The 24,706-nt window shown below is 62.4% G+C and carries 20 protein-coding genes; 6 read left to right on the top strand and 14 right to left on the bottom strand.

The window, feature by feature from the left end; genetic code table 11:
* Window positions 1-231 precede the first annotated feature (231 nt).
* From IF199_RS00785 to IF199_RS00760, 6 genes are all read left to right on the top strand, one after another.
* The gene (locus IF199_RS00785) at window positions 232-819 is read left to right on the top strand and encodes a phage tail protein (RefSeq protein ID WP_192559447.1); all 588 of its coding nucleotides are present in this window, start codon (window positions 232-234) and stop codon (window positions 817-819) included.
* Window positions 820-875: 56 nt separating this feature from the next.
* Window positions 876-1,187 carry a DUF6916 family protein gene (locus IF199_RS00780; protein ID WP_096823021.1) on the top strand — a complete coding sequence of 104 codons (312 nt, stop codon included), beginning with the start codon at window positions 876-878 and terminating at the stop codon, window positions 1,185-1,187.
* 178 nt (window positions 1,188-1,365) lie between these two features.
* Window positions 1,366-3,435, top strand: coding sequence for a type VI secretion system Vgr family protein (locus IF199_RS00775; RefSeq protein WP_192559446.1), 2,070 nt, complete (start codon window positions 1,366-1,368; stop codon window positions 3,433-3,435).
* Window positions 3,432-4,280: a DUF4123 domain-containing protein gene (locus IF199_RS00770; protein ID WP_192559445.1), complete on the top strand. Its 849-nt coding sequence runs from the start codon at window positions 3,432-3,434 to the stop codon at window positions 4,278-4,280. Before IF199_RS00775 ends, IF199_RS00770 begins: the two co-directional genes overlap by 4 nt.
* A complete protein-coding gene (locus IF199_RS00765; RefSeq protein ID WP_192559444.1) occupies window positions 4,277-5,065 on the top strand; it encodes a hypothetical protein in 789 nt (262 codons plus the stop codon). The genes IF199_RS00770 and IF199_RS00765 overlap by 4 nt, the downstream gene beginning before the upstream one ends.
* Complete coding sequence (locus IF199_RS00760) at window positions 5,062-7,245, top strand: lipase family protein (RefSeq protein ID WP_192559443.1); 2,184 nt, start codon at window positions 5,062-5,064, stop codon at window positions 7,243-7,245. Before IF199_RS00765 ends, IF199_RS00760 begins: the two co-directional genes overlap by 4 nt.
* A gap of 1 nt (window position 7,246) precedes the next feature.
* Here IF199_RS00760 and IF199_RS00755 read toward each other — a convergent pair whose 3' ends face one another.
* The 14 genes from IF199_RS00755 to IF199_RS00690 form a co-directional block, all read right to left on the bottom strand.
* Window positions 7,247-7,744, bottom strand: coding sequence for a GNAT family N-acetyltransferase (locus IF199_RS00755; RefSeq protein WP_096823026.1), 498 nt, complete (start codon window positions 7,742-7,744; stop codon window positions 7,247-7,249).
* An 11-nt stretch (window positions 7,745-7,755) separates the two neighbouring features.
* Window positions 7,756-9,852 carry a site-2 protease family protein gene (locus IF199_RS00750; RefSeq protein ID WP_192559442.1) on the bottom strand — a complete coding sequence of 699 codons (2,097 nt, stop codon included), beginning with the start codon at window positions 9,850-9,852 and terminating at the stop codon, window positions 7,756-7,758.
* Window positions 9,853-11,172, bottom strand: coding sequence for an efflux RND transporter periplasmic adaptor subunit (locus IF199_RS00745; protein WP_192559441.1), 1,320 nt, complete (start codon window positions 11,170-11,172; stop codon window positions 9,853-9,855).
* Complete coding sequence (locus IF199_RS00740; RefSeq protein WP_096823029.1) at window positions 11,169-11,948, bottom strand: efflux RND transporter periplasmic adaptor subunit; 780 nt, start codon at window positions 11,946-11,948, stop codon at window positions 11,169-11,171. Before IF199_RS00740 ends, IF199_RS00745 begins: the two co-directional genes overlap by 4 nt.
* 83 nt (window positions 11,949-12,031) lie before the next feature.
* Complete coding sequence (locus IF199_RS00735; RefSeq protein WP_192559440.1) at window positions 12,032-13,483, bottom strand: efflux transporter outer membrane subunit; 1,452 nt, start codon at window positions 13,481-13,483, stop codon at window positions 12,032-12,034.
* Complete coding sequence (locus IF199_RS00730) at window positions 13,480-14,550, bottom strand: HlyD family secretion protein (RefSeq protein WP_192559439.1); 1,071 nt, start codon at window positions 14,548-14,550, stop codon at window positions 13,480-13,482. The genes IF199_RS00735 and IF199_RS00730 overlap by 4 nt, the downstream gene beginning before the upstream one ends.
* Window positions 14,551-14,568: 18 nt before the next feature.
* Entirely contained in the window at window positions 14,569-16,104 is a 1,536-nt protein-coding gene (locus IF199_RS00725) for an MFS transporter (protein ID WP_096823032.1), read from the bottom strand.
* Window positions 16,105-16,206: 102 nt separating this feature from the next.
* Complete coding sequence (locus IF199_RS00720; RefSeq protein ID WP_192559438.1) at window positions 16,207-17,124, bottom strand: LysR family transcriptional regulator; 918 nt, start codon at window positions 17,122-17,124, stop codon at window positions 16,207-16,209.
* A 58-nt stretch (window positions 17,125-17,182) separates the two neighbouring features.
* Window positions 17,183-18,049 carry an ABC transporter permease gene (locus tag IF199_RS00715; RefSeq protein ID WP_096823033.1) on the bottom strand — a complete coding sequence of 289 codons (867 nt, stop codon included), beginning with the start codon at window positions 18,047-18,049 and terminating at the stop codon, window positions 17,183-17,185.
* Between the two features lie 20 nt (window positions 18,050-18,069).
* Window positions 18,070-18,930 carry an ABC transporter ATP-binding protein gene (locus tag IF199_RS00710; RefSeq protein WP_085712610.1) on the bottom strand — a complete coding sequence of 287 codons (861 nt, stop codon included), beginning with the start codon at window positions 18,928-18,930 and terminating at the stop codon, window positions 18,070-18,072.
* Window positions 18,931-18,935: 5 nt separating this feature from the next.
* A complete protein-coding gene (locus IF199_RS00705; protein ID WP_096823034.1) occupies window positions 18,936-19,961 on the bottom strand; it encodes an ABC transporter substrate-binding protein in 1,026 nt (341 codons plus the stop codon).
* A gap of 18 nt (window positions 19,962-19,979) precedes the next feature.
* Window positions 19,980-20,876 (bottom strand): TauD/TfdA dioxygenase family protein, encoded by an 897-nt coding sequence (locus tag IF199_RS00700; protein WP_192559437.1) that lies wholly within the window; start codon window positions 20,874-20,876, stop codon window positions 19,980-19,982.
* 287 nt (window positions 20,877-21,163) lie between these two features.
* Window positions 21,164-22,531: an HlyD family type I secretion periplasmic adaptor subunit gene (locus IF199_RS00695; RefSeq protein WP_096823036.1), complete on the bottom strand. Its 1,368-nt coding sequence runs from the start codon at window positions 22,529-22,531 to the stop codon at window positions 21,164-21,166.
* Window positions 22,521-24,677 (bottom strand): type I secretion system permease/ATPase, encoded by a 2,157-nt coding sequence (locus tag IF199_RS00690; RefSeq protein ID WP_096823037.1) that lies wholly within the window; start codon window positions 24,675-24,677, stop codon window positions 22,521-22,523. Before IF199_RS00690 ends, IF199_RS00695 begins: the two co-directional genes overlap by 11 nt.
* Window positions 24,678-24,706: the final 29 nt, after the last annotated feature.

Here is a 24,706-nt window from a genome sequence, read left to right as displayed (position 1 = left end):
TTACGGTATTCCGAGTAAAAAACAGCGCCATTCATTGCGCACACTGTAGGCCAGAGCTGAAGCCGACGCGCGGCCACGACGACGTCCGGCAAGTCCGTCGATCCGGGTCTACGCTACGGCTTGGCGTGACCTGCCCGCGCAAATGGAAGGAGTCAGTAAAGCGTTTCGACCTGCCCGGCAGTAGAGGCTACCGCGCGGCGCGCCGACCACATAACAGAAGGATGAGGAACCATGGAAGTCTTTATGGGTACGATTCAACCGTTCGCCTTCAACTTCGCTCCCAGCGGCTGGGCCTTGTGTAATGGACAAATCCTGGGCATCTCGCAATACCAGGCGTTGTTTGCCTTGCTGGGTACCTACTACGGCGGTAATGGCACGACCAACTTTCAGTTGCCCAATCTGCAAGGGCGCACGATGGTCGCTCAGGGGGCCGGGCTGGGGCTGACGCCGCGTGTCATCGGTGAAGTGTCCGGCACCGAGAGTGTCACCGCCACCATTGCCAACATGCCCAATCATACGCACGCCATGACCGGTCTCACCGCCAATACGGCCTTGAAACTGGCCGTACCCGCGAGCAATCCGGCGACCACGCCAACCGCCACCAACTCCTACATCGGCGCCTCCGGTGGCGGCCCAGGCTCGGCGAATATCTACTCCGACGCCCAAGGCGCCACGCCGATTCCGATCAAAGGCCTGACCACAACCGTCACCGGGGACATTTCCTCCACCGGCGGCAGTCAGCCGCTGGGCATCATGAACCCCTTCCTGGTCCTCAACTTCAGCGTTGCCCTGAACGGCCTCTTCCCTTCGCGCAACTGAACAACCGCCGGGGGCCTCGGGCCCCCGGCCGTTTCTCTCGTCACTGGAGTCAGACCATGCTGCAAGCGGTTCAGATCCAACACGCCCAGGCATTGCTGGGACAACAACACACGCTGCACCTGCCGGACGGCACAGCGCTGCCGATTCAGATCGAATACCTCGAAGAAGTCCCTGCGGCGAAAACCCGCTTCAGCGAACGCATGCCCTTCTGCCTCGAATTCAACAGCCTGGTGCCGACCGAGTTTGTCGACGGTTTGTGCGCATTGGAACTGCCGGAACTCGGGCGAGTGGAGGACATCTTCGTGTCACGGGTGCCGGCGATGGGGCGAGATCCGCAATTGGGCTACTTCTGCATTTCCTTCAACTGATGCGCTACCGGCGCCCTACAAAGTCTGCGCGAAGCCATGTAGGAAAAAGATGTAGGAACAAGGCCGGCCCCTTGTAGTCCGGGCACTTCAACCCATTTTATTGGGAAATATCCGACATCATTTCGCGGTTCACCTTGATAGCGTTGTTCCGAATCCGTCACAGGACAAGGAACAACGGATGTTCAATGCCAATGCTCGTTTTCGCCTCACGACCGACGATTTTAAACACGATTTTCAGGTGCTTTCCTTCACCGGCACCGAAGCCGTCAGCGAACCCTTTGCCTTCAAGGTCGAGCTGGTCAGCACCAGACCGGATGCCGATCTTCCAGGCCTGATGCACCAACAGGCCTTTCTTGCTTTCGATGACCAGGGCCACGGCATCCACGGACAGGTCCAGCACATCGCTCGGGGAAACATCGGCAAGCGATTGACGCGATACAGCCTGACCCTGGCCCCTCGGCTGGCCAATCTGCGTCATCGCATCAATCAACGGATTTTCCAGAACCTGAGCGTGCCACGAATCCTCGCGCAGATTCTCGAAGAACATGGCATTCACGCTGACCTCTACCAGTTCAAGCTCGGCGAGCCGTTGCCGGATCGTGAATATTGCGTGCAGTACAACGAATCGGACCTGCACTTCATCCAGCGCCTGTGTCAGGAAGACGGCCTGCACTACCACTTCCGGCACAGCCGCGACAGGCACCTGCTGGTATTTGGCGACGATCAGACCGTGTTTCCCCGCCTCTCTCGGCCAACACGCTTCAAACCCCACAACGCCATGGTCGCCGACAGGCCGGTGATCCAGCGTTTCAACTACCGTCTCGAAACCCGGCCCAACCATGCCTCCAGCCGCGCCTATGACTTTAAAAAGGCGCGGATGGCGCTGGAAGCGGATGCCCGAAAACCTGATCAACACCTTCAGCCAGAGCTTGAGGTATACGAGTATCCGGGACGCTACCTCGTTCGCGAGCACGGCAAGCGATTGGCCCGGCGGGCCCTGGAGCGCCAGCGCGCCGATGACTGCCTGGGCGAAGGCGACAGCAACGAACCGGCGCTGGTGTCGGGACATTTTCTGTCACTGACCGAACATCCCGATCCGGCATTGAACGACTTGTGGCTGCTGACTGAAATCCGGCACGAGGGCAAGCAACCGCAAGTGCTGGAGGAAACCGGCAGCCACACGCCACTCAGCCCGGAGAAGGACTTCATTCAGGGCTATCGCAACCACTTCAAGGCAACACCCTGGGAGGCGATCTACCGCCCGCCGTTGCGCTTTCGCAAACCCCGCATCGGCTCGACCCAGACCGCTGTGGTCACCGGCCCGGAAGGCGAGGACATCCATTGCGACCGGTATGGCCGGGTCAAGGTGCAGTTTTTCTGGGATCGCGAGGGTCGCCATAACGACAAAAGCAGTTGCTGGCTGCGGGTGGCCTCGGGCTGGGCCGGCAACGCCCATGGCAGCGTGATCATCCCGCGCGTAGGCATGGAAGTGCTGGTGACCTTTCTCCACGGCGATCCCGACTATCCGGTGATCAGTGGCTGCCTGACCAACAGCGCCAACCCGGTGCCTTACGAGTTACCGATGCACAAGACCCGCAGCGTGTTTCGCTCCCGCAGCTCGCCGGACAGCACGGGCTTCAACGAGTTGATGATCGAAGACCGCGCAGGCCAGGAACAGATTTACCTGCGCGCCCAGCGCGATCTTCAGCTGAAGGTCGAGAACGACAGTCATCTGGAAATCGGCAACCAACGGCGGGAAACCGTCCGGGGCAACAGCTTCAGCGTGCTGCATGCCGAGGAACACCGCACCGTCGCCGGTGATCGCAAGACCCGGCTCAAGGCCAGCGACTACCTGCATGTCGGCGGAAGCAGCCACATCAAGACCGGTCAATCGCTGACGGCCGAAGCCGCCGGGCAGATGTGCTTCAGCGCCGGCGAACATCTGGTGCTGGAAGCCGGAAAAAGCATCAGCCTGAAGGTCGGTGGCGAGCATTTTGTCCTCGACCACAGCGGCCTTTTCGGCAGCAGCGATCTGCTGATCGGCGGCGCACCGGTGCCCTTGCTACGAGCCCCGCTGTTGCAGCCCGACGGTATTGAAGACCTGTCGGCTCCCGCACCTTTGCCGCCATTGGTCGCACCCTCGCAACAGGCATTGATGACCGCCAGCAAAACCCTGGGCGCGGATTTCTGCCCGATCTGCGAAGCCTGCCGTGCGGGCATGTGCACGATCCCGGAGGCCGCAGCATGAGCGACTCCCTTGTACGACGCTGGCTGGTCGAGCAACACCGTGCCGATCGCCTCCTGTGCCTGGTCCTCGACTCGCAGAACGAGCGCGACATGCGCCAGCGCTGGCTGAAAAGCAGCCGTTACGAGCAATACGCCAGCCTCTACAGCGAAACCGCAGTCGCCGAACTGGCAGACACCGGCCCATTCCTCTTCACCTTCGACCAGCCCGACGACCGTCGTCTCGACGCCCTGCTCGACAGGCCGGACAGCCATTGGGGATGGTTGGCCAGCCTGGGCCAAAGCGAGTTGAAGACCTGGGTCCGGCACTGGCAGGACCGGCTGATCGTCGGCGCCCGCCCGCATCAGGTGCTGTATCGCTTTCACGACAACCGGGTGCTGGCCCGGGCGCTGGAGCATCTACCGGTGGATGCTTTGCCGGCGTATCTGGGGCCGGCGATCAGCGTTTGCCATTGGCAGGGTTCGCACTGGCAGATAACCGATAACCCCGCGCCGGGCAGCTACCCCGTGCCGGCCGCGCCACCGTGGCTGCAACTGCCGATGCCTGATGAGCAAGCCATGGCGATTCGCCTGGCCAATGCCCACCGCTTTCTGCTGGCCGGGCATGTGCAGGCTTATTCCGCGTTGGCGTGCGCTCAAGATCCGCATGTCTGGCTGCGTGAACGACTGGAACTGGCCGAAGCCTGGGGCTGGCTGGCGCCGGAGCGGCTGGAGTTTCTGCTGATCCACAGCCTGCAAACTCCGAATCTCGCGCCCCATTGGCAAGCCCGACCGGACGAAACGCCGGATGAACACTTTGATCGGGTTTACCAGCTCTCGAAGCACTGGAACGCGGAGGTGCCCTCATGAAGATTCAGCTCAAAAGCCTCGGTCTGATCGGCTGTTTCGCGGCACTGGGAGGCTGCAAGACCGAACCGCCAAACACTTTCAAATTTACAGCCGATCTACCGCCGGGATTTGCCTACGTCGCGGCGGTTTACTACGTACCCGAGAAAGGCCAGACCTGCACCCTCGACAGACGCGACAACCTTGCCCCGGTGTTCAACAGCAAGTGGCGCACGGACTACAAGCCGGATGCCGAAATCACGATTCGCAAGACGGTTAAAGGGTGCCCGTTGGTCGTGAGGCGAATCGTATTGGAGATCAACTCGGCATACGGCAAAGACTGGAGCGACTTCAGTCGTGACGAAGCCATGGTTTTCATCCGTGATGATCTGGAGGAGCAGTTCAAAGGTGTATTCAACGAAGCTGGTGAAAGCACTTTCCATGGTCAGTGTGAGTGGTGGTTTCGCACCTCGGGTAAACCGCGAATTCTCAGAAAGATCCTTGATTGCAGAACAGTCGATGCCCAGGGAGCACGCGCCTACGGCAAGACGTTCGGGGCTTTTAGCCCTGATCAACTGCCGGGCAAAACAGTGAGGATGAAGATCACCTTGGCAGCGGAAGAGCGGCCGGCCATCAAGGACACCTGGGTCAAGGTCCCCAACGGCTGGAAACGCTGTATGGGCGACAATTTTGAGGATCAGTACGCTTTTTGTTACGGCAACTACACGGATTTCAGCGGCTTTCAAATGCCGGACGGGCAGCAATGCACCATATATCCCGGATGTACGGAAAAGAAGGTTTCGCCATGACAGTACTGGACAAGGATCTGCAATCTCCGTTGAGTAGCCGCATGCTGAAATGTCCCGAGGGTGGCAAATGGACAAGTTTCCAACTCATCGACGAGTTCTGCTCGGGTGAGCCCTACGCCGGGTTGGCTTATATCGTCACCGACTCGGAAGGCCATAAATACACGGGCCGCTTGGACGCTGCGGGCAAGGGCAGAGTAGACAACCACTTTGCGGGGCCAATTTCGCTGCTGTTTGATCAAGCGTACGAAGGAAAGGAAAAGCTCTACTCATATTTGCAAGGCAGGCCACATTACCCCCTGAAAATCACCGAACTTCAGGTCCGAGCCGAGGCAACCCGCTACCTGAACCAAAATGCCACCCGCAGACGCGAACGCCCGGAAATCGCAGACGGTGGGGATTACTTTCAAGTCGAAGTCCGTCATCTTGTCAGGCATGCCTCGCACCTGCCACCCGAGGTTTATCGCGATTACCCCCTCGATTCCGGGTGCGCTGCAATTATGCGCGAACACGGAAAACTTGGCGTAGCGCTGATGCCGCAACGTCACACCGTTCTTGAAGTGCGCCCGCTACGCGCGTTGCGGCCGATGTTATCCACAGTTCCGGCATTCTGTGCACTCAACCTGTACCAGCTCGCATTGATGGCAACCCTGAGTTACTGCCCTTTCGGCCAGAACCCCAAAGTCCCTTCCGCCGAAACCAGATCTGTTAAATTTCCGCTGCAACCCAGCCTCGGCAACTGGTTCGGCGATGCACTGGCCAAGGGAGAGGAACTGTGGAAAGTCGACAACGCTCAGACCAAAGCCTATTACCCGCTATACGAGGATGTTCCGTACTCAAGAAGGCTAGAGATCATTCCGTTTGACCCGAACCTCTATGCAGTTAACAGGCACAGCCCTGAACGGGATCCGGAACACCCGGCCAGCGTCCACTTCCTCGACGACATCGGTAATAAAGACAGTACCGACACCCAAGCCTTCATCACTCACAACGACGAACTGATCCTGATCGCCGTTCGCGGCACCGCCGAGATAATCGCCGATGGATTACGTGATGCCGATGCCTTGCAAGTCCCATTTGCCGAAGGTGAAGGCAAGGTACATCGGGGTTTCTATGAAGCTGCCAGGAAAGCCGCGACTTTCGCCGTCAGTTACCTCGAAAAGTTCTACACCGGCCAGAACCTCCTGATCTGCGGCCACAGCCTCGGCGGCGCTATCACATTGCTGCTGTCCGAAATGCTTCGGCGCCGGCCCGAGGGCTACAACATCCAGCTCTACACCTACGGCGCTCCCCGCGCCGGCGACGCGGATTTCGTGAAGGCCGCAGCCGATCTCGTGCATCACCGCATGGTCAATCACAACGATCCGGTGCCCAGCGTGCCCGGCAGCTGGATGAACACCAAGGCCGACATCTACGGCACCGGGGCGGCGCTGACGTTCGTCAATGTACCGGTGGGTCTGTCGGTGTTCGTCGCCGGTATCACCAATTGGACCGGAGAAGCCTACGACCATCACGGCAGCCTGCGGCACGCCATGCCGGTCGAGTTCGGGCGTGGGCAAGTGTCATCGATCCTGTGGAAACCAGGTTGCGACACCATCACCCAGCACGCCGCATGCGATGTAGCGATTCGACAGCGGCACGGTCTGCCGGATCGGCCGACGTTGCTCAAACAGATCTTCGACGCCGGGCACCACTCGATGACCGGGGCGTACATTCCGGCGTGCTGGGCGGCGTTGCGCCGTTGGCAGGAGGCGCTGGAGGCAGGGCGCTCACTGGTCACCGATCAGGAATACGTCTTGGTCGAGAAAGCGCTGCAACGCATCACTTTACAACTACGGGACAAGCGAAATGATTTGTCGAGCCGTCCGGACGCCTACGTCCGCGCGAGTGAAAAAGCTATCGAAGCCTTGAGTCGAGAGGTCGATAAAGTGGAGGCCACCCGCAAACGTCTGGAAATATTCCGGCATCAACGTGTCGTCGCCCAGGACGTTTACGGGCGACTGGCAGAACAACCGGAACGACTCGCCGAAAGCCTGCCGCGCTGGAAGGCCCACCCGGAGAATCTCGTCGCACATCAACTGGCCATGGCGCCGGACGCCGCCGAAGAGGATCCGCTGCTGGCGACGCTCTACGGCCACAAGATCGGCGCGCCGCACACCTTTGATATCGACTCGGTCATCTGACTCAACCCTGTGGATACCACACCAACCGCTCCGCTGCCGGATTGCGTTCTTCCACCGCGAACCCCAGCGCCAGGTAATGCTGGCGCGCATGAGGATTGTTGGCCCAGACCACCGTCGTCACCGGGCAGCGAACTTGCTGCGCGGCCTTTTGCACGCCTTGCAACACCGCGCGGCCATAACCCTTGCCCCGGGCCTGGGGGATGAAGGCGATGTACAACACGCGGATTTCGTTGGGGCCGAAGTCAGTGCTCAACGCGCCGATAGCCGTGCCGAGCTTTTCCACGACGTAGTGCATGGCATTGGGATGGTTTTCACCCACACCCTGCTCCTGCACCTGAAATTGCTGCGCGACCACGTGCTGCACCACTTCCTGCTCGCCGTCGATCCATTGCAGATCCGGGCGCGCCGACTGATAGAGGCTTTGCAAAAACGGTCCGTCGGTGGCTCGTGAAGGCCGCACCACCAATCCGTCTGCCGACACTGCTGCGTTGTCCGCCATGTTCACGCTCCCTAGAAACCGCTTTCCCTGACCCCCAGCGCCGCCAACCGACGCCAGGCCACGCCGAGCACCGACTCGCCGCTGCCCTGCAGCACCACCACGCCGCGCAACGGTTGCACCGGCGTCGGTGGCTGATCCAGCGTAGTCAATCGCGCGCCATATTGCGCCTGCACCGGTTCCGCCCGTTGCTGTTGATCGCGGCGCACGGCAATCGGCCCGTGGTGATCGGACGTCAGCGCTTCCTGATCGACATAGGCCACGCCATTGGTATCGATTTCATCGAGTTTCACTGTGATCGCCGGGTGCATCGGATCATCGGCGATAAAGCGCCCGGTTGCGCCCGGTTTGACCCGCCACAGTTCAGCTTCGGCGACATAACCACGCAGGCGTGAACCGTCCTCGACCACCCGCGCCAGCGCATCCTTGCTCGACAGCCAGCGACCCGGCGTCAGGTTCGGCAACAAGTCACGCACGGTGCCGGCATGGGGCGCACGCAGCAGCAGGCGTTCTCGGCGGGCAGACAGGCCACGGTATTCCGCCACGGCTTCGGCGAGGCGTTGCTCGACGATGCCGGCGTCGGCAGCCGTTTCGCTGCGACCGGCCTGACGGCGCATCAGCAACTGTTGAATCTGGATTTCCCGGCGGACGATGGCCTGCCGCGAATCAAGATCCGGTGACTCCAGTTCGATCAGCACGTCGCCCTGAGCGATCTTCTGGCCGTCCGTGACCTTCACCGCTTTGACCCGCGCCGCCACCGGCGCGTGCAACGCACTGGCTCGACCGCCCTCAAGCATCGTCGGCAGTTCGACCGCGCTGCGCCACGGCACGATCAGCACCAGCAGCAGACCCAGCACCGCCAGGCTGCTGAGCAGCACACGGGGGCCATGAGCCTGTTCGCGGCGGCTCCACCACTGGCGCCACTCACTCATGATCGGCAGAAAGATGAACCACACCAGTTCCACCAGCATCAGGAAGATCCCCAACACCTTGAAGAACAGGTGATAGACCGCCAGAGCGATCCCGAAAAACAACGCCGCACGCCATAACCATGAGCCATACCCCCAGATCAGCAAACGCCGTTGCATCGCCGGCGACCAAGGCTCCGGCGCCGGTGCGCCATAGCCGAACAAGAATTCACGCAGACGCCAGCGGCAAAAGGCAAAGGCCCGGCCCTGAAGGTTGTCGACCTCCCACAAATCGCTGAGCAGAAAGTAGCCATCGAAGCGCATGAACGGGTTGAGATTGACCACCAGCGTGGTGATCCAGGTTGCACTGGCGAGCATGAACGCCGCCGTGCGCGCCGGGCCGTCGGGCAGTAGTGACCAGACCAGCAACGCGATGCACGCCAGCAGCAATTCCGCCATCACCCCGCCAGCGCCGATCAGCAGCCGCGCACGTCGGTCATTGACCCGCCAGGCATCGCTGACGTCGGTGTAGAACATCGGCAGCAAGACCATGAACGCCACGCCCATGCTCTGCACCCGACACCCGGCGCGCTTGGCCATGAACGCGTGGCCGAACTCATGGCAGAGCTTGGCGAAGAACAGCGCCACACCGAATGAAATCGCCCCGCCGAGGCTGAACAGGTGCGGAAAGGTGCCGACAAATCGCTGCCAGTCCCGCGAGACCAGAAACACCCCGAGCGCCAGCGTCGCCGGCAAGCCGAAGCGCAGCACCCTTGGCCCGAAGCGCTCCAGCCACGGCCACGCCCGATTGAGAAACGCATCCGGTCGCCACAGTGGAATGCGGAAAAACAGGTATTGATGCAGCAGGATTTTCCACAGGCTCTGGCGTTGCGCGAGGGCCTTGAGCTGGTAACTGGCGCGTTGCTGATCGTCGAGGGCGCTGATCAGGTCATGCCCGCGCAGAAACGTCAGCAATTGCTCCAGCTCGACGCCGTCCAGCGGCAAGCCGGGTTCGCGGTTGGCGGCGCGCAGCACTTGCTCGGGATCGCCCAGCGACCAGTGACGCAACAGGCGCATCGCCGCGGTGCCGAGTTTGAAATAGCGCCCGCGCACCGGGTCGGCCAGGGTCCAGCGCGGCGAGCCGTCCAGTGCCGGCGCCGCGGGCGACAGTTGCAGGTCGGCACGCAGGCTCGGCAGGTTCATTTACAGGCCTACGCTCTGGCGTAGACCGGCCAGCGGGCGGCGCAGCAGATACAGCGCCAGCGGCGCGCGGTCGCCGAATATCTTTGCCGTGCCGCGCAGGCCGATACGCGGTGGTGCGCCGGTGAAATTCGCATCCAGCCGATAGGCCAGTTGGCCGCCGGCGGTGGGCTGCGCCTCATAAGCCGAACGCTCAAGTCTGGCGACATGGCGTTGCAGCGGATCGCTGTCGAGGAACAGCGCAATGTCGGCGCCCGGCTCCAGCGAAATCGCGTCGCCTACCGCCAGTTCGATGCGCAGTTCGGCCTGGTTCGGGTCGGCGATTTCCATCAAGCGCTCGCCGGTCTGCACCGGTTTGCCGGTCCAGCGCTCGGCGTCGGCGAACACCGCAATACCGTCGCGCTCGGCACGCACTTCGCTGCGGTTGAGCAGTTCGCGGGCGTAGTCACGTTCGGCGCGTTTCTGTTCGACGCGGGCGGCCAGCAGATCCACCCGTGAACTGGATTCGGCGTCGGCGAACGAACGTTGGGAGTTGGCTTTCAATTCGGCTTCGGCCACCCCGAGCGCGCGTTCCGCGACATCGGCCTGGGCCTTGAGGGTGGTGCTTTCGAAGCGCAGCAACAGATCGCCGCTTTTCACGGTTTGATTGGGTTTGACCAGAAACTCGGCGATCACCCCGTCCACCGGCGCCGCGACCACACGACCGCCCTGTGGCACCACTTCGGCCGGGGCCAGCACCGACTGGCGTACCGGGATCAACAAGCCAAGCAACAACACCGCGACCAGCGCCACCTGGCGTTTGCGGGTCCAGCGCAGCCGCCACGGCTTGCGCGGTTGCAGCGCCAGCCAGGCGTGGCTGTAGGTGTCGCCCAGTTGCGACAGCAACACTTGTTCGGAAGGGTTCCACGGCACGTCGCGGGCCAGCCACAAACCGCCGAACACCTCGCCCTCGCGGTCGATCAACGGCAGCCAGAACACCTGAGCGGCGGACAGGCTGCGCCAGTCGGCCTGGATCGATTCGCCCACAAGCTCAGGCGCAATCACCCGCGCAACCTTCAACACATCCTGCTTGAACAACTGCGCCACCGCCTGCTCGACGAACGCCACGAACGGCGCGTTCGGCTCCACCGCGCTGACGCCGGTCACGGCCTGTACCTTGCCGGCGATCAGCAATGCCGCATGGCGATAACCGAACAGCGACTGCCCGTCATTGACCAGGCTGTAGGCCAGTTGCGACGCATCGCGGGCGGCGCGGGTCTGCCGTTCGAGATCGAGAAACCGCGCGAACACCTGCTCGGCGGCTCCGCTCACCGGGGCGTTCACTTAAGCTCCGGAAAACGCGCGGTGCCGCTCATGCCGGCGAGCAGGCCTTTGGCTTCGGGAAGTGTGGCGACCAGCAACAGGGTCTGACTGCCTTCATCGATCCGCGCGCCAAGGCGTTTGACCGTGGCGTCGATTGGCTGGCCGGTCTCATCGGGGACGAAGCTGAACGTCTGGCCGGGCTTTAGCCTGGCCATCCAGCGCGAGGGCACCAGCAGATGGATTTCCAGCGTGCGGTTGTCGACCACATCGAGCAGCGGAGCTCCGGCCGACACGCTTTCGTAGCGTTGCACCTTGCGCTCGACCACTTGCCCGTCGAATGGCGCCACCACGCTGCAGCGTTTGACCTGGACTTGATAAACCTGAGATTGCGCCTGGGTCTCGCTGACCTTGGCCTCGGCCCGGGCCACCTCGAAACGCCCGACGGAATTGAGCGCCGCCAGTTGCCGGTTGTGCGCCAGTTCTTCACCGGCGCCACGGCTGGCGGCTTGCGCGGCATTCAACTGGGCCTGATAGGCCGAACAGTCGAACCGCGCCAGGGTATCGCCCTTCTTGAACGACTCGCCCTCGCTGAACGGCAACTCGACAATCCGCCCGGACAACTCACTGGCGAGCGTCGCCTGATCCCGAGCCCGCAAAACACCCCGTGCTTCGCTGCTGGCCGACGCATTGGCCGCCCCGCCACTATCCTGCAGCGGATCGTCTGGCGCGGGCGTTTGAGCCTGAACTGCACACGTTACTAAGGTCAATCCGACAACCCAACCACGAAAACGCCGCATAACCGTTACTCCCTGACGGATGCTCGGAGTCTACGACAGCGGGGGTTAGCGTCAAGCGAAAGGCCATCATTCAAGTGCGAGAATCAACGCTGCGCCATCTCCCCCACCGGATACACCGACTCCCATCCCCCGCCCAACGCCCGGTACAACCCGACCATCGCCAGTGAAACACCGGTGGAGCTTTCCACCCATTGTTCCTGGGTCGCGAGCAGTGCGCCTTGCACGGTCAGGACGTTGACGAAGTCGACCACGCCTTCGACGTATTGCTGTTGTGCGGTGCGCAGGGCGATCTGGTTCTGGCGCACGGCTTCGGCGAGGCTGTCGCGGCGGCGCTGGCTGGCGTTGTAGGCGGTCAACTGGTCGTCGATTTCGTGCCAGGCGCGCAGAACGGTCTGTTGATAACCGATGGCGGCTTCCTGCTGCTGGGCTTCGCGCAGTTGCAGCACGCCGCGCAAGCGGCCGCCGTCGAACAGCGGCAAGCTGAATTGCGGACCGATGCCGAAGGCCCGTGAGCCCCAGGAGCCGAAATCGCTGAGTTGCATGGCCTGCGAGCCGAGATTGCCGGACAGGGTGATGCGCGGATAGAAATCCCCCTTGGCCACGCCGATATTGGCGGTGGCGGCATGCAACCGGGCTTCGGCCTGGCGGATGTCCGGTCGGCGCTCGGCGAGTTGCGACGGCAGGCCGATGGCGACTTGCGGTGGTGACTGCGGCACCGGCGCGTCTGTGGATAACTCTTTACTCAGGGCTTGCGGTGGTTCGCCCATCAACAGGCTGATGGCGTTGATCAGTTGCGCCTGACGTTGCTCCAGCGCCGGCAGCCGCGATTCGATGGCCGCCACTTGCGCGGCCGCTTCGGCCACGTCTAGATCGGTGGCCACGCCGTCGTTGAGGCGCAGTTGCGAGAGTTTCAGGCTGTGCCGCGCGACATCGAGGTTCTGCTCGGTGACGGCGCGGGTGTTCTGCACGCCGCGCAACTGAATGTAGTTCTGCGCGGTGTCCGCGAGTACCGCCAGCAGCACGCCGCGACGGTCGTTTTCCGCGACTTCGAGGTTGGCATCGGCGGCTTCGGTCTCCCGGCGCACACGACCCCAGAAGTCCAGTTCCCAGGAGGCGGAGAAACCGGCATCCCACAGATTGAAGGCGGAATCGCCGTTGTGTCCGGATGGGTCGTTCAAGCCTTCGCCGCTGTTGCGTTTGCGAGCATAACTGCCAGTGGCAGCGGTGGTCGGATAGCGGTCGGCGGTGACGACTTGGCGAGCAGCTCGGCTCTGTTGCAGGCGACTGCTGGCCAGTTGCAGGTCGAGGTTGCTGCTCACGGCGCGCTGGGTCAGGGCTGAGAGTTGCGCGTCGTGAAAAACCTCCCACCAACGCTCGTTCAGGGGTTCGCTGACGGCCTGGCTGGGGGCGGACCTGGACGGTCTTGCCCAGTCGGCAATCTGCGTGGCTTCGGGCTTCTGAAAGTCCGGGCCGACGGTGCACGCCGCCAGAGCCGACAGACTGAGAACAACCGTCAGAGATTGAAAGCGCTTCATCGCTGCGTCACCTCACGCACCGACGTCGCCGAGCTTTTGGTATCAATGCTCGCCTCCACCGACATCCCCACGCGCAGGCGCTCGGCCAATGGCTGGCCCGGCTCCAGCAGGATCTTCACCGGAATCCGCTGCACGACTTTGGTGAAGTTGCCGGTGGCGTTGTCCGGTTTGACAGCGGCGAAGGTCACGCCGGTGGCCGGGGCGATGCTTTCGACGCGACCGCTCAGGGCTTCGCCGCCGAGACTGTCGACCCGCACTTGCACGTCCTGCCCCGGCTGCACGTCGGTGAGCTGGGTTTCCTGGAAGTTGGCGACCACATAAGCCTGCTTTAACGGCACCACCGCCAGCAGTTTGCTGCCCGGCGTCACATAGGCGCCGACCCGTACGGCGCGCTCGCCGATCATGCCGTCCTGGGGCGCAGTGATGCGCGTGTAGGACAGCTCGAAGCTGGCGATTTCCAGTGCCGCCTGCGCCTGTTTCAGACTGCCTTCGGCGGCATCGCGCTGCGCCGTCAGAATCTCGACCTGTTTGCGTTCCGCGGCCAGTTTTGCCGTGGCGGTGTCCAGCCGCGCAGAAGCCTGATCGATCCGGGTGCGCGCCTGCTGCGCGTTCTGCACGGTGCCGGCACCTACGCCGGCCAAGTGGTTGTAGCGGTTCAATTCCTGCTGGGCGAAGGCCATTTCAGCCTTGGCCGAGACCACCGACGCCTGCGCCTGAGCGATCACCGACGTCTGCCGCTCCAGCGTGGCCTTGGCGTTTTGCAATTGAGCGCGGGCGACCACGGTGTGCGCATCGGCGGCTTCGGCGGCGGCGCGCAGGTCGCGGTCATCGATCAGCGCCAGCAACTGCCCGGCCTTGACCTGCTGGTTGTCTTCCACCAGCACTTCCTTGATGAACCCCGCTACACGCGGCACCACCAGGGTGAAGTCGGCAGAAACGAACGCGTCGTTGGTGCTCTGCTGGGTGCGCTTGCCGAACAGGCCGGGCATCGCCAGATACACCAGCACACCGACCGCCAGAGCGGCGGCCACGGCCACCGCGAGTTTTTGCTTTGCTTGAGTCGTCATAAAAACCTTCTGTTCCAGTCAAGTCGGCGCGCGCGGCGGAAAGATCCGCGTCGGCAGCCAGAAAATCAGCAGGATCAGCGTCACTGCGACGCCAGCCATGCACAGATAAAGATCCGAAGAAGTCAGCACCACGGCCTGTTCGTGCAGGCGATGGGCGAGGCCCGGGTCGTTGCTCGCGGCCAGCGGCGAGTTGCCGAGGCGATCCACCAGCATCGTCGAGTGAAAATGCAGGCGCGCCGTGGTCAGCGCCTCGATGGCCCCGGTGGCGACCACCGCCGCCAGGCCTTTAACGGTGTTGAACCACGCCGACGCGAATGGCCCGTCCTGTGGCTGGATGCTGCCGGTCGACAGCATCAGCAACGGCAGCACCGCCATCGGCTGGCCGAAAATCTGCAGCCATTGCAGGACGTAGAAATCGTCGCGAATCCATTCCGAGGTCAGCTGCGAGCCGCCCAGGCACGACAGCGTCAACATGCTCAAGCCGATGCCGAGCACCCAGCGACAATCAACCCAACGCAGGTTGCACAACGCCGCCACCAGCGGCAGCGCGATCAGTTGCGGCAACGCCGCGAGCAACATGATCGGCGCGGTCTGCACCGGCCGGTAACCCTGCACCTGAGCCAGATAACTCGATGGAATCAGCACCACCGCCAGCAAAACCACCAGCACCCCGGCCAGCGTCATCAGGGCGAACGACAGATTGCGGATGCCGAGCATCTGCAACTTGAAAAACGGAATCGGCTGCGACCATTCATTGATCAGGAACGCCACCAGCAACAGTGAACCGGCGCCGAGCAAACCGCAGATCAGGTTCGACTCGAACCAGTCCAGACGATTGCCCTGCAACAGACCGATCACCAACATGCAGATCGCCGGAAACCCCAGCAACAGGCCTTTCCAGTTGAACGACTTGAAGCGCTCCAGACGCAGCGGATCCTGCGGCAGGCCATACGCAACAGCGGCCATGGCGATCAGGCACGGCACGATGATTTGCCAGAACGTCCACTGCCAACCGGCGTACTCGGTCCACAACCCGGCCAGCGGCGTACCGAGACCCGGGCCAAACGTGGCGGTGAGGGCGTAACCGGCAAGGCCGTACAGTTTGATATTGGCCGGCAGAAACCGCAGGGCCACCGTCATCAGCATCGGCGGCAACGCGCCGCCGGCCAGGCCTTGCAGGATGCGCATCAGCAGCAGGCTTTCGTAGTTCGGGGCGAACGGACAGAGCACCCCGAGCAGGGTGAACACGCCGATGGCGCACAGGGTGAAGCGACGCAGGGAAAAGGTCACCGAGCACCACGGCGCGAACGCCATGGCCGCCACCGAAGTCGCGGTATAGCTGGCGACCAGCCAGGTGCCTTCGTCGTAGCCGATGCTCAGGGCGCCGCGAATGTCGGCCAGGGCGACCTTGGTCACCATCTCGTTGAGGCCCGACACCAGCACCGCCAGCAGTACGCCGACCAGGCCAATGATGATCCGGGCCCCGAACACCGGGGGCGCGGCGGCCATCGGAGCGGCAGCGGCAATCGGCGCCGTAACCGTCAGGGATGTCATGCAGGCAAACTCCGGAGGGAAAAATACCGGAGCATCTTAGTAAGGCTTAGAGCTGACGAAAATTGACTTGTTGGCAGCTTATAAGTGCGTCAGACGCAATCGTCAGGGCTGCGCCGCCATCCAGGTTTCGTCGCAGCAGGTCTTGAGAGTTTCCCGTAGCCAGCGGTGGGCCGGATCCTTGTCGAAACGCGGGTGCCAGGCCTGGGTCAGCATCAGCGTCGGCAACGGGATCGGCAGGTCGAACGAGCGCAGCTTCAATCCCAGTCGCCGCACGCTGAGCAGCGCTTCCTTGGGCACCGGCAGGATCAGGTCGGAGTCCGGCAGGGCGAACATCGCCGCATGGAAACTCGGTGCGATCACCGCCACTCGCCGCTCCAGGCCCAGAGCATTCAGCGCAGTGTCGATAGGCCCACGGGCGATGCCCCGGCGGGACATGCTGATGTGGGAAAAACCGGCGTAGCGCTCTGCGGTGATCTCGCCATCCAGCAGCGGGTGATCTTCACGCACCAGACCGACGAAGTGGGTGGAAAACAGGTTCTGTATTTTGACTTCCGGCGTCACCGGACGCGTGTTGCTGACACTCAGATCGATCCGCCCTTCGCGCAAGGCTTCATCGTCGCCGTCACCCTCGGGAACGAAGCGCAATTCACAGTGCGGCGCCAGTTGATCGAGGGTGTCGAACAGCTTGCCGCCGTACACGCCGACGAAAAAATCGTTGGCGCGAATGCTGAAACGCCGGCGCAGGGTGCCTAGTTCCACCGCATCCGCCGAGCGAAACAGCAGCGCCGCCTGCTCGACCACATCGCGCACCTGTTCGCGCAGTTCCAGCGCCTTGGGCGTCGGCACCAGACCCCGGCCGGCACGCACCAGAATCGGATCACCAATGGCTTCGCGGATTCGCGTCAGCGTACGGCTCATGGCCGCCGGGCTGAGGTTCATCCGCCGCGCGGCGCCGACCACGCTGCCCTCGTCGAGCAAGGCGTCGAGGGCGACCAACAGGTTCATGTCCGGGAGTTGCATGCTGAGCACTCGTGACCGATCAGAATTGATTCGGACGCAATGCTAGCAGATCAAACAATCAGCGCTGCATTCCCCAGCGTTTCACCGTCACCCGCTCCAGCGTGTCGAACACCAGGTTCTCCACCAGCAGACCGATGAGGATCACCACGGCCAGACCGGCAAACACCTTGTCGGTATACAGCTCGTTGCGGTTCTGGAAGATGTACCAGCCCAGACCACCCTTGCCGCTGGTGGCACCGAACACCAGTTCGGCGGCGATCAGGGTGCGCCAGGCGAAGGCCCAGCCGATTTTCAGCCCGGCAAGGATCGACGGCAGCGCCGCCGGAATCAGGATGAACAGCACAAAGCGCATGCCCTTCAAACCGTAGTTGCGCCCCGCCATGCGCAGGGTTTCCGAGACGCCGAGAAACCCGGCGTAAGTATTCAGCGCCAGCGCCCACAACACCGAATGCACCAGCACGAAAATCAGGCTGTTCTGGCCCAGGCCGAACCACAGCAACGCCAGCGGCAACAGCGCAATGGCCGGCAACGGATTGAACATCGAGGTCAGGGTGCTCAGCAAATCCCGGCCAAACTGGGTCGAGACCGCCAGCGTGGTCAGGGCGAAGGCCAGGACGATACCAATCAAGTAACCCTTGAGCAGCACCACCAGCGAGATCCACACCTTGCCCAGCAGTTCACCGCTGAGCAGGCCGTCGTACAGCGCATGACTGGTCTGCAAAAAGCTCGGCAGCAACAGATCATTGTTCTGCACCCGAGCCACCACTTCCCAGAGCACCGCGAGCAGAATCAGGATCACGCTTTTGCGCAGCCAGCCCTGCTGCCACAGGCGCTGGCCCAGCGGTAATTCGCGCTCCACCGGCACGCTGGTCAGCGGCTGCAAATCAATTTCGAATTCTTGACGTACGGATGATGAATGGCTCATCGGGCGATCCTCCGGGTGGCTCAATAAGCGATGCGAATGTCGTTGAAATCGTGCTCGCGCTCGGTTTCCGGCGACTGCCCTTCATCGAACAGCAGCCGATGAATGCGCCGCGCCGATTCCTGGAACGCCACACCGCCGAGGCTTTGCAGATCGTATTGATGACTGTGCACTTCCGCCCTCACCCGCCCCGGATGCGGCGACAGCAGCAGGATGCGATTGCCGACCACCAGCGCTTCTTCAATCGAGTGAGTGACGAACAGCAAGGTGAAACGCACCTCCTCCCAGAGCAGCAGCAATTCCTCCTGCATCTTGCGCCGGGTCAGGGCATCCAGCGCAGCGAATGGCTCGTCCATCAGCAGGATTTTCGGCTGCATCGCCAGCGCCCGGGCAATCGCCACCCGCGCCTTCATGCCGCCGGACAAGGTGTGCGGATAGGCATCGGCGAACGCCGCCAGACCGACTTTTTCCAGATAATGCAGGGCGCGCTCCTCGGCTTCCTTTTTCTTCAAGGTGCGCGAGGCCAGCAGCGGAAACATCACGTTCTGTTTGACGGTTTTCCACGGTGGCAGTTGATCGAACTCCTGAAACACCACGATCCGGTCCGGCCCCGGCGCGTCGACGCGCTGACCTTGCAGACGGATCTCGCCCTCGCACGGCGCAATGAACCCGGCGACGGCTTTGAGCAAGGTTGATTTGCCGCAACCGGACGGGCCGAGCAACACGAAGCGGTCCTGTTGATCGACTTCGAAACTGACTTGGTGGGTAGCACGCACGACGCGTTGCGGCGTGCGGTATTCGAGGCTGACCTGGTCGACCGCCAACAGCGCCTGCGCTGTGGCGATCGGGTTGCTGGCCGCGTGGCCTTGCAAGGGGGCGTTCATGTCGATCAGCTCCCTTGCAGCGGTTTGGCGTCCTGGAAGAAGTAGTCCTTCCACGATTCAGGTTTGTTCTTGATCGCGCCGACGCGGTAGAGGAACTCGGCGAGCGGGTAGGTGTTTTTCGGTGTGACGCTGAATTCGAACTGCGGGTTGTCGATGATTTTCAGCAGCTCGGCACGGTCGATCTTGGCCTTGGTCACGCGGATGTAAGTGTCCGCCGCCGCACCTTTATCGTTCTGCGCAAATTGCGCGGCTTCAGTCAGGGCTTCAACGAACGCCTTGTAGGTCTTCGGGTTGTCGTTGCGGAATTTCTCGGTGGCAAACAGCACGGTCGGCGAGTTCGGCCCGAGCACGTCATAGGAGTTGAGCACCACGTGCACGTTCGGGTTCTGCAGCGCCTGATCCTGGAATGGCGGATTAGAGAAATGCCCGGTCAGCTCGGTGCCGCCGGCGATCAACGCAGCGGTGGCGTCCGGGTGCGGGACGGCGATGGTGTACTTGTCGAGGCGATTGAATTCCTTGTCGCCCCACTGTTTGGCGGCCGCGTATTGCAGGAAGCGCGACTGCACCGAGACGCCCACCGCCGGCACCGCGATGCGATCCTTCTCGGTGAAGTCGGCGATGGTCTTGACCTTTGGATTGTTGCTGACGAGGTAATACGGGAAGTTGCCCAGCGAGGCCACGGCCTTGACGTTCTGCTTGCCATGGGTGCGATCCCAGATGGTCAGCAACGGCCCGACGCCAGCGCCGGCAATGTCGATGGAGCCGGAAAGCAGCGCATCATTGACCGCCGCGCCACCCGACAACTGAGTCCAGTCGACCTTGATGTCGAGCCCTTCCTGCTTGCCGTACTTCTCGATCAGTCCCTGATCGCGCACCACGTTGAGCAATAAATAGACAATGCCGAACTGTTCGGCGATGCGGATTTCACCTTCGGCGTGGGCCACGGTCGGCGCCACCAGGCTGCCGGCGATCAGGCTGAAACCGAGGCCGATGGCAGCCGCCAGCGGCGCGAATGGAAGACGTTTTGACATGATCGGATCTCCGGCAAATCAGAAAGGCGCGTCGCCCTGGATGGTGGTGCGATACAGCTTGCGGCGCAGGTGCGCAGGGCAACCGGCGGCAAGGTGGATCAGCGAACGGTTGTCCCAGAACACCAGGTCGTGGGGCTGCCATTGATGGCGATAGATGTTCTGCGGCAGCACGCTGTGGGCGTAGAGCTCGTCGAGCAGTTGTTTGCTCTCGCCCTCCGGCAGGCCGACGATGCGGGTGGTGAAGCCTTCGCTGACGAACAACGCCTTGCGGCCGTTTTCCGGGTGGGTGCGGACCACCGGGTGCACGACCTCGGCGACCTGGGCCAATTGCTCCGGGGTCAGGGTCGGGCGCCAGTTGCCTTCGAATTTGGTTTCGCTGTAACGCGCGGTGTAGGAATGCGCAGCCGAACGGCCTTCGACGGCTTTGCGTAGCGCGTCGGGCAGGCTGTCCCAGGCTTTGTGCATGTCGGCAAACAGCGTGTCGCCGCCTTCGGACGGCAGCTCCTGGGCGTGCAGCATCGAGCCGAGGCTCGGCAGCTCTTTATAGGAAAGGTCCGAGTGCCAGAACTTGCCGGCATCGCCGAGGCCGATGTTCTGGCCGTTCTCGACGATGTTGGAAACGATGAGGATTTCCGGGTGATTGGCCAGCAGGAACTGCTTGAGCACATGGATCTGCAACACGCCGAAGCGGCGGCTGAAGTCGATCTGTTGTTGCGGGGTGATGCGCTGGTCGCGGAACACCACCACATGGTGATCAAGGTGCGCGCGGTGGATGCGGGCGAAGTCTTCATCGTTGACCGGACGGGTCAGGTCGAGGCCGATGATTTCGGCGCCGACGGCACCGCTGAACGGGCGGATTTCGAAGGTTTGCGGCGCGACAGTCGCGGCGCTTGGGGTAGCAGTAGCTGCGGACATCAATCAATCTCCCACGCACGGCACGCTCAAGGGCGCGCGCGTCGATCAGAAACTCACGCTGGATTGCGTGTGGGTTCGTGTCGTGCGGCGCGCCGATTGGTCGGCAGGTACGCAGGAGGTCGACTTTATAGCTATAAGAAGCGGAATTTAAATACCGTTAGCGAATAACGATATGGCGATTGCTTTGGAATGGACTGGATGGTGAGTGACCATTTGTGTCACTTCTGGACGGGATGTGTTGTTGCGACGGACGCCATCGCGAGTCCCGCGAAGGCGTCCGTGAAGGCTTATCGCTCGTGCAACGCCTCGGCCCGCGCCCGGATGATCGGTTTGAGCAGGTAGCTCAGCACGGTCTTCTTGCCGGTGATGATATCCACCGACGCCACCATCCCCGGGATGATCAGCAACGGCTTCTCGTCAGTGCCGAGATGGCTGCGATCGGTGCGCAGCTTGATGATGTAGTAGGTGGTTTTCTTGTCTTCGTCGGTGATGGTGTCGGCACCGATTTGCTCGAGCTTGGCCTTCAGACCACCGTAGATGGTGTAGTCATACGCGGTGAATTTCACCGTGGCTTCCTGGCCCGGATGCAGGAACGCGATGTCCTGCGGACGGATCTTCGCTTCGACCAGCAAGGTGTCGTCCAGCGGCACGATTTCCAGCAAATCGCTGCCCGGCTGGATCACGCCGCCGATGGTGTTGACCAGCATCTTGTTGACGATGCCGCGCACCGGCGAGGTGACGAGCGTCCGGCTGACCCGGTCTTCCAGCGCCTTGCCGGTGGCCTGGGCCTTGTTCAGGTCGGTGCGGGCTTCGTTGAGCTGAGTCAGGGCTTCGCTGCGGAATTTGCCGCGAGTTTCGTCGATCTTGCGCTGTACTTCCTTGATCGCCGATTCGGCACGCGGGATCGCCAGTGTGGTGGCGTCGAGCTGACCACGGGTTTCCACTTCTGCACGCTTGAGTCGCAGCACTTCCACCGGCGACACCGCGCCCTGGGCCACGAGCGGCTCGGACATGTTGATTTCCTGGCGTTGCAGGCCGAGTTGCTGGCGGTACTGCGCCTGCTTCGAGGTGAACTCGCGCAACTCTTGCTGACGCTGGATCAACTGCTCCTGCAAGCCGCCGACTTCATCGTGCAATTGCTGACGACGGCTGACGTACAGCGATTCTTCGCTCTTGGCCTGACCCGGTACGGCTTTGAGCACGTCCTCCGGGAAATTCAGCGGACGGTCATCGACTTCGGCGCTCAGGCGCTCGACCCGCAGCAGCATCGACAGGCGATCGGCTTCGGTTTCGCCGACGTTGGAAGCGAATCGCGTGTCGTCCAGGCGAACCAGCGGGGCGCCGGCTTCGACAATCTGGCCTTCCTTGACGAACAGCTCGGAGACGATACCGCCCTCAAGGTTCTGGATTTTCTGGATCTTCGACGAGGGAATCGCCTTGCCGTCGCCCTTGGTCACTTCGTCGATGACGGCGAAGTTGGCCCACAGCATCAGGAACACGAAGAAACCGATGATCGCCCAGATCGTCAGCCGCACCACACGCGGCGCGTCCTCGATCAAGGCCTTGTTGACCTCCGGCAGCGGCTGGCCCTGCAGCGATGCAGAGCCTTTGAAGTAGCGACGGATCGAATCCTTGAAACCCGACTTAAGCAACACTGATCTGCCCCTTCTTCAACGCTTCCATCACGGCGGCTTTCGGGCCATCGGCGAGAATCTGCCCGCGGTCGATCACCAGCAGACGATCCACCAGCGACAGCAGCGACGCCCGGTGCGTCACCAGCACCACGGTCTTGTTTTCAACGACTGCAGCCAGGCGTTGCTTGAGGCGCTCTTCGCCGGTGTTGTCCATGGCGCTGGTCGGTTCGTCGAGCAGCAGGATCGGCGGATTGAGCAACAGCGCCCGGGCCAGGGCGACGTTCTGCCGCTGGCCGCCGGACAGGTTCTGCCCGCGCTCGCCGACTTGCAGTTCATAACCCTGCGGGTGCAGGCGGGCGAATTCATGCACGCCGGCCAGTTCGGCGGCTTGCAGCACCAGCTCGTCCTCGACGTAACGGGCGCCGGAAATCAGGTTGTCACGCAGGGTGCCGGCCAGCAGCTGGATGTCCTGCGGCACGTAGCCGATGTTGTAGCGCAACTCGCTGACGTCGATCTGACGGATGTCGACACCGTCCACCAGCAACGCGCCGTCGTCCGGCTGATACAGGCCGACCAGCAGTTTGGCCAGCGAGCTCTTGCCCGAGCCGCTGCGGCCGATGATGCCGATCTTCTCGCCGGGACGGATCACCAGGTTGATGTTTTTCAGCGCCGGGTTCTGTTGATCCGGGTAGGTGAAGTTGAGCTGACGGCATTCGATCGCACCTTGCAGCACCTTGCGGCTCAGCGGGCGTTCTTCGAAATTGCGTTCCTGCGGCAGCTCCATCATCTGGTCGACCGAGGTCATGGTCACCCGCGCCTGCTGATAACGGGTCAGCAGACCGGACAGCGACGCCAGCGGGCTCAGTGCGCGGCCACTGAGCATGTAGCAGGCAATCAGACCGCCCATGCTCAGGTTGCCGGCGATGATCTGGTACACGCCGAAAACGATCATGATCACCCCGGCCAGTTGCTGGATCAGCAGGGTGATGTTCATCGCCAGGCCGGAGAGCATTTTCACCCGCAGTTCGAGGCGGCTGAGAGTGCCAATGGTTTGTTCCCATTGGTACTGGCGTTCGCTTTCGGCGTTGTTGACCTTCACCGCGTCGAGGCCGGCGAGGGTTTCGATCAGGCTCGACTGACGCTCGGCCCCCAGCGCCATGGTGCGCTCCATGGTTGCCACCAGCGGTTTTTGCAGTGCGTAGCCGATCAGCAGCGCAATCGGGAAGGCCAGCACCGGAATCCACACCAGATGCCCGCCGAGAATCGCGATGACGATGAAGATCAGGAGGGTGAACGGCAGGTCGATCAGGCTGGTCAGGGTCAGCGAGGCGAGGAAGTCGCGCAGGCTCTGGAACTCATGGATGTTCTGGGCAAAGCTGCCGACCCGCGCCGGCCGGTATTTCATGGCCATGCCGACAATGCGTTCGAACAGCGTGGCGGAGATGATCAGGTCGGTTTTCTTGCCGGCCAGATCCAGGCACAGGCTGCGCAGGCTCTTGAGGATCAGATCGAAGATGTAGGCGCCGGTGATGCCCAGCGCGAGGACCCACAGGGTCGCTTCGGCCTGGTTCGGCACTACGCGGTCGTAGACGTTCATCACGAACAGCGGCGCGGCCATGGCGATGATGTTGATCAGGAAACTGGCGGCGATGGCGTCGACGTACAGCCAGCGCGAACGCTTGAGGGTGTCGCGGAACCACGAGCGTGCACGCGGGATCAGCGTGCCATGGTTGACGTCGAATTTGTGCTGGGGTTGGGCGAAGAACACTTTGCCGAGGTAGTCGTCGGCCAGCAGCTCACGGTTGACCAGGGATTCGCCGCCGTCGGTTTCGCTGAGCAGCACCCGGGCTTCGTTCTCACCCTGCCAGCCGAGCAGGACAGCGCTGCGACCATCCTTGAGCAGCAACAGCGCCGGCATGGCGATGGCCGGAATCTCTTCCAGCTTGCGTTGCAGCACCCGTCCCTGCAGCCCGGCGCGCGCCGCCGCACGGGGCAGCAGCTCGACACTCAGGCGTTGCTTGGGCAGCGGCAGACCGGTGGTCAGCATCGCCGCGCTGGCGGGTTTCTGGTGCAGCATGCAAAGGGCGAGCAGACCATCCAGTAACGGATCGTCGTGCAACGCGCGTGGATCATGACTGAGATGAACTCGACTGACTTCTGATTCCACGCTCGACACTCTTTAACAGTTGAAAAGGG

Origin of the sequence: Pseudomonas allokribbensis, assembly GCF_014863605.1 — a bacterium.
GTDB classification, from domain to species: domain Bacteria; phylum Pseudomonadota; class Gammaproteobacteria; order Pseudomonadales; family Pseudomonadaceae; genus Aquipseudomonas; species Aquipseudomonas allokribbensis.
This window is presented reverse-complemented; position numbering and strand designations above follow the sequence as displayed.

Bases quoted from the DNA above. Each gene is read 5' to 3' on its own strand.
- IF199_RS00785 (WP_192559447.1), top strand. From the start codon at position 232: ATGGAAGTCTTTATGGGTACGATTCAACCGTTCGCCTTCAACTTCGCT.
- IF199_RS00780 (WP_096823021.1), top strand. From the start codon at position 876: ATGCTGCAAGCGGTTCAGATCCAACACGCCCAGGCATTGCTGGGACAA.
- IF199_RS00775 (WP_192559446.1), top strand. From the start codon at position 1,366: ATGTTCAATGCCAATGCTCGTTTTCGCCTCACGACCGACGATTTTAAA.
- IF199_RS00770 (WP_192559445.1), top strand. From the start codon at position 3,432: ATGAGCGACTCCCTTGTACGACGCTGGCTGGTCGAGCAACACCGTGCC.
- IF199_RS00765 (WP_192559444.1), top strand. From the start codon at position 4,277: ATGAAGATTCAGCTCAAAAGCCTCGGTCTGATCGGCTGTTTCGCGGCA.
- IF199_RS00760 (WP_192559443.1), top strand. From the start codon at position 5,062: ATGACAGTACTGGACAAGGATCTGCAATCTCCGTTGAGTAGCCGCATG.
- IF199_RS00755 (WP_096823026.1), bottom strand. From the start codon at position 7,744: ATGGCGGACAACGCAGCAGTGTCGGCAGACGGATTGGTGGTGCGGCCT.
- IF199_RS00750 (WP_192559442.1), bottom strand. From the start codon at position 9,852: ATGAACCTGCCGAGCCTGCGTGCCGACCTGCAACTGTCGCCCGCGGCG.
- IF199_RS00740 (WP_096823029.1), bottom strand. From the start codon at position 11,948: ATGCGGCGTTTTCGTGGTTGGGTTGTCGGATTGACCTTAGTAACGTGT.
- IF199_RS00735 (WP_192559440.1), bottom strand. From the start codon at position 13,483: ATGAAGCGCTTTCAATCTCTGACGGTTGTTCTCAGTCTGTCGGCTCTG.
- IF199_RS00730 (WP_192559439.1), bottom strand. From the start codon at position 14,550: ATGACGACTCAAGCAAAGCAAAAACTCGCGGTGGCCGTGGCCGCCGCT.
- IF199_RS00725 (WP_096823032.1), bottom strand. From the start codon at position 16,104: ATGACATCCCTGACGGTTACGGCGCCGATTGCCGCTGCCGCTCCGATG.
- IF199_RS00720 (WP_192559438.1), bottom strand. From the start codon at position 17,124: ATGCAACTCCCGGACATGAACCTGTTGGTCGCCCTCGACGCCTTGCTC.
- IF199_RS00715 (WP_096823033.1), bottom strand. From the start codon at position 18,049: ATGAGCCATTCATCATCCGTACGTCAAGAATTCGAAATTGATTTGCAG.
- IF199_RS00710 (WP_085712610.1), bottom strand. From the start codon at position 18,930: ATGAACGCCCCCTTGCAAGGCCACGCGGCCAGCAACCCGATCGCCACA.
- IF199_RS00705 (WP_096823034.1), bottom strand. From the start codon at position 19,961: ATGTCAAAACGTCTTCCATTCGCGCCGCTGGCGGCTGCCATCGGCCTC.
- IF199_RS00700 (WP_192559437.1), bottom strand. From the start codon at position 20,876: ATGTCCGCAGCTACTGCTACCCCAAGCGCCGCGACTGTCGCGCCGCAA.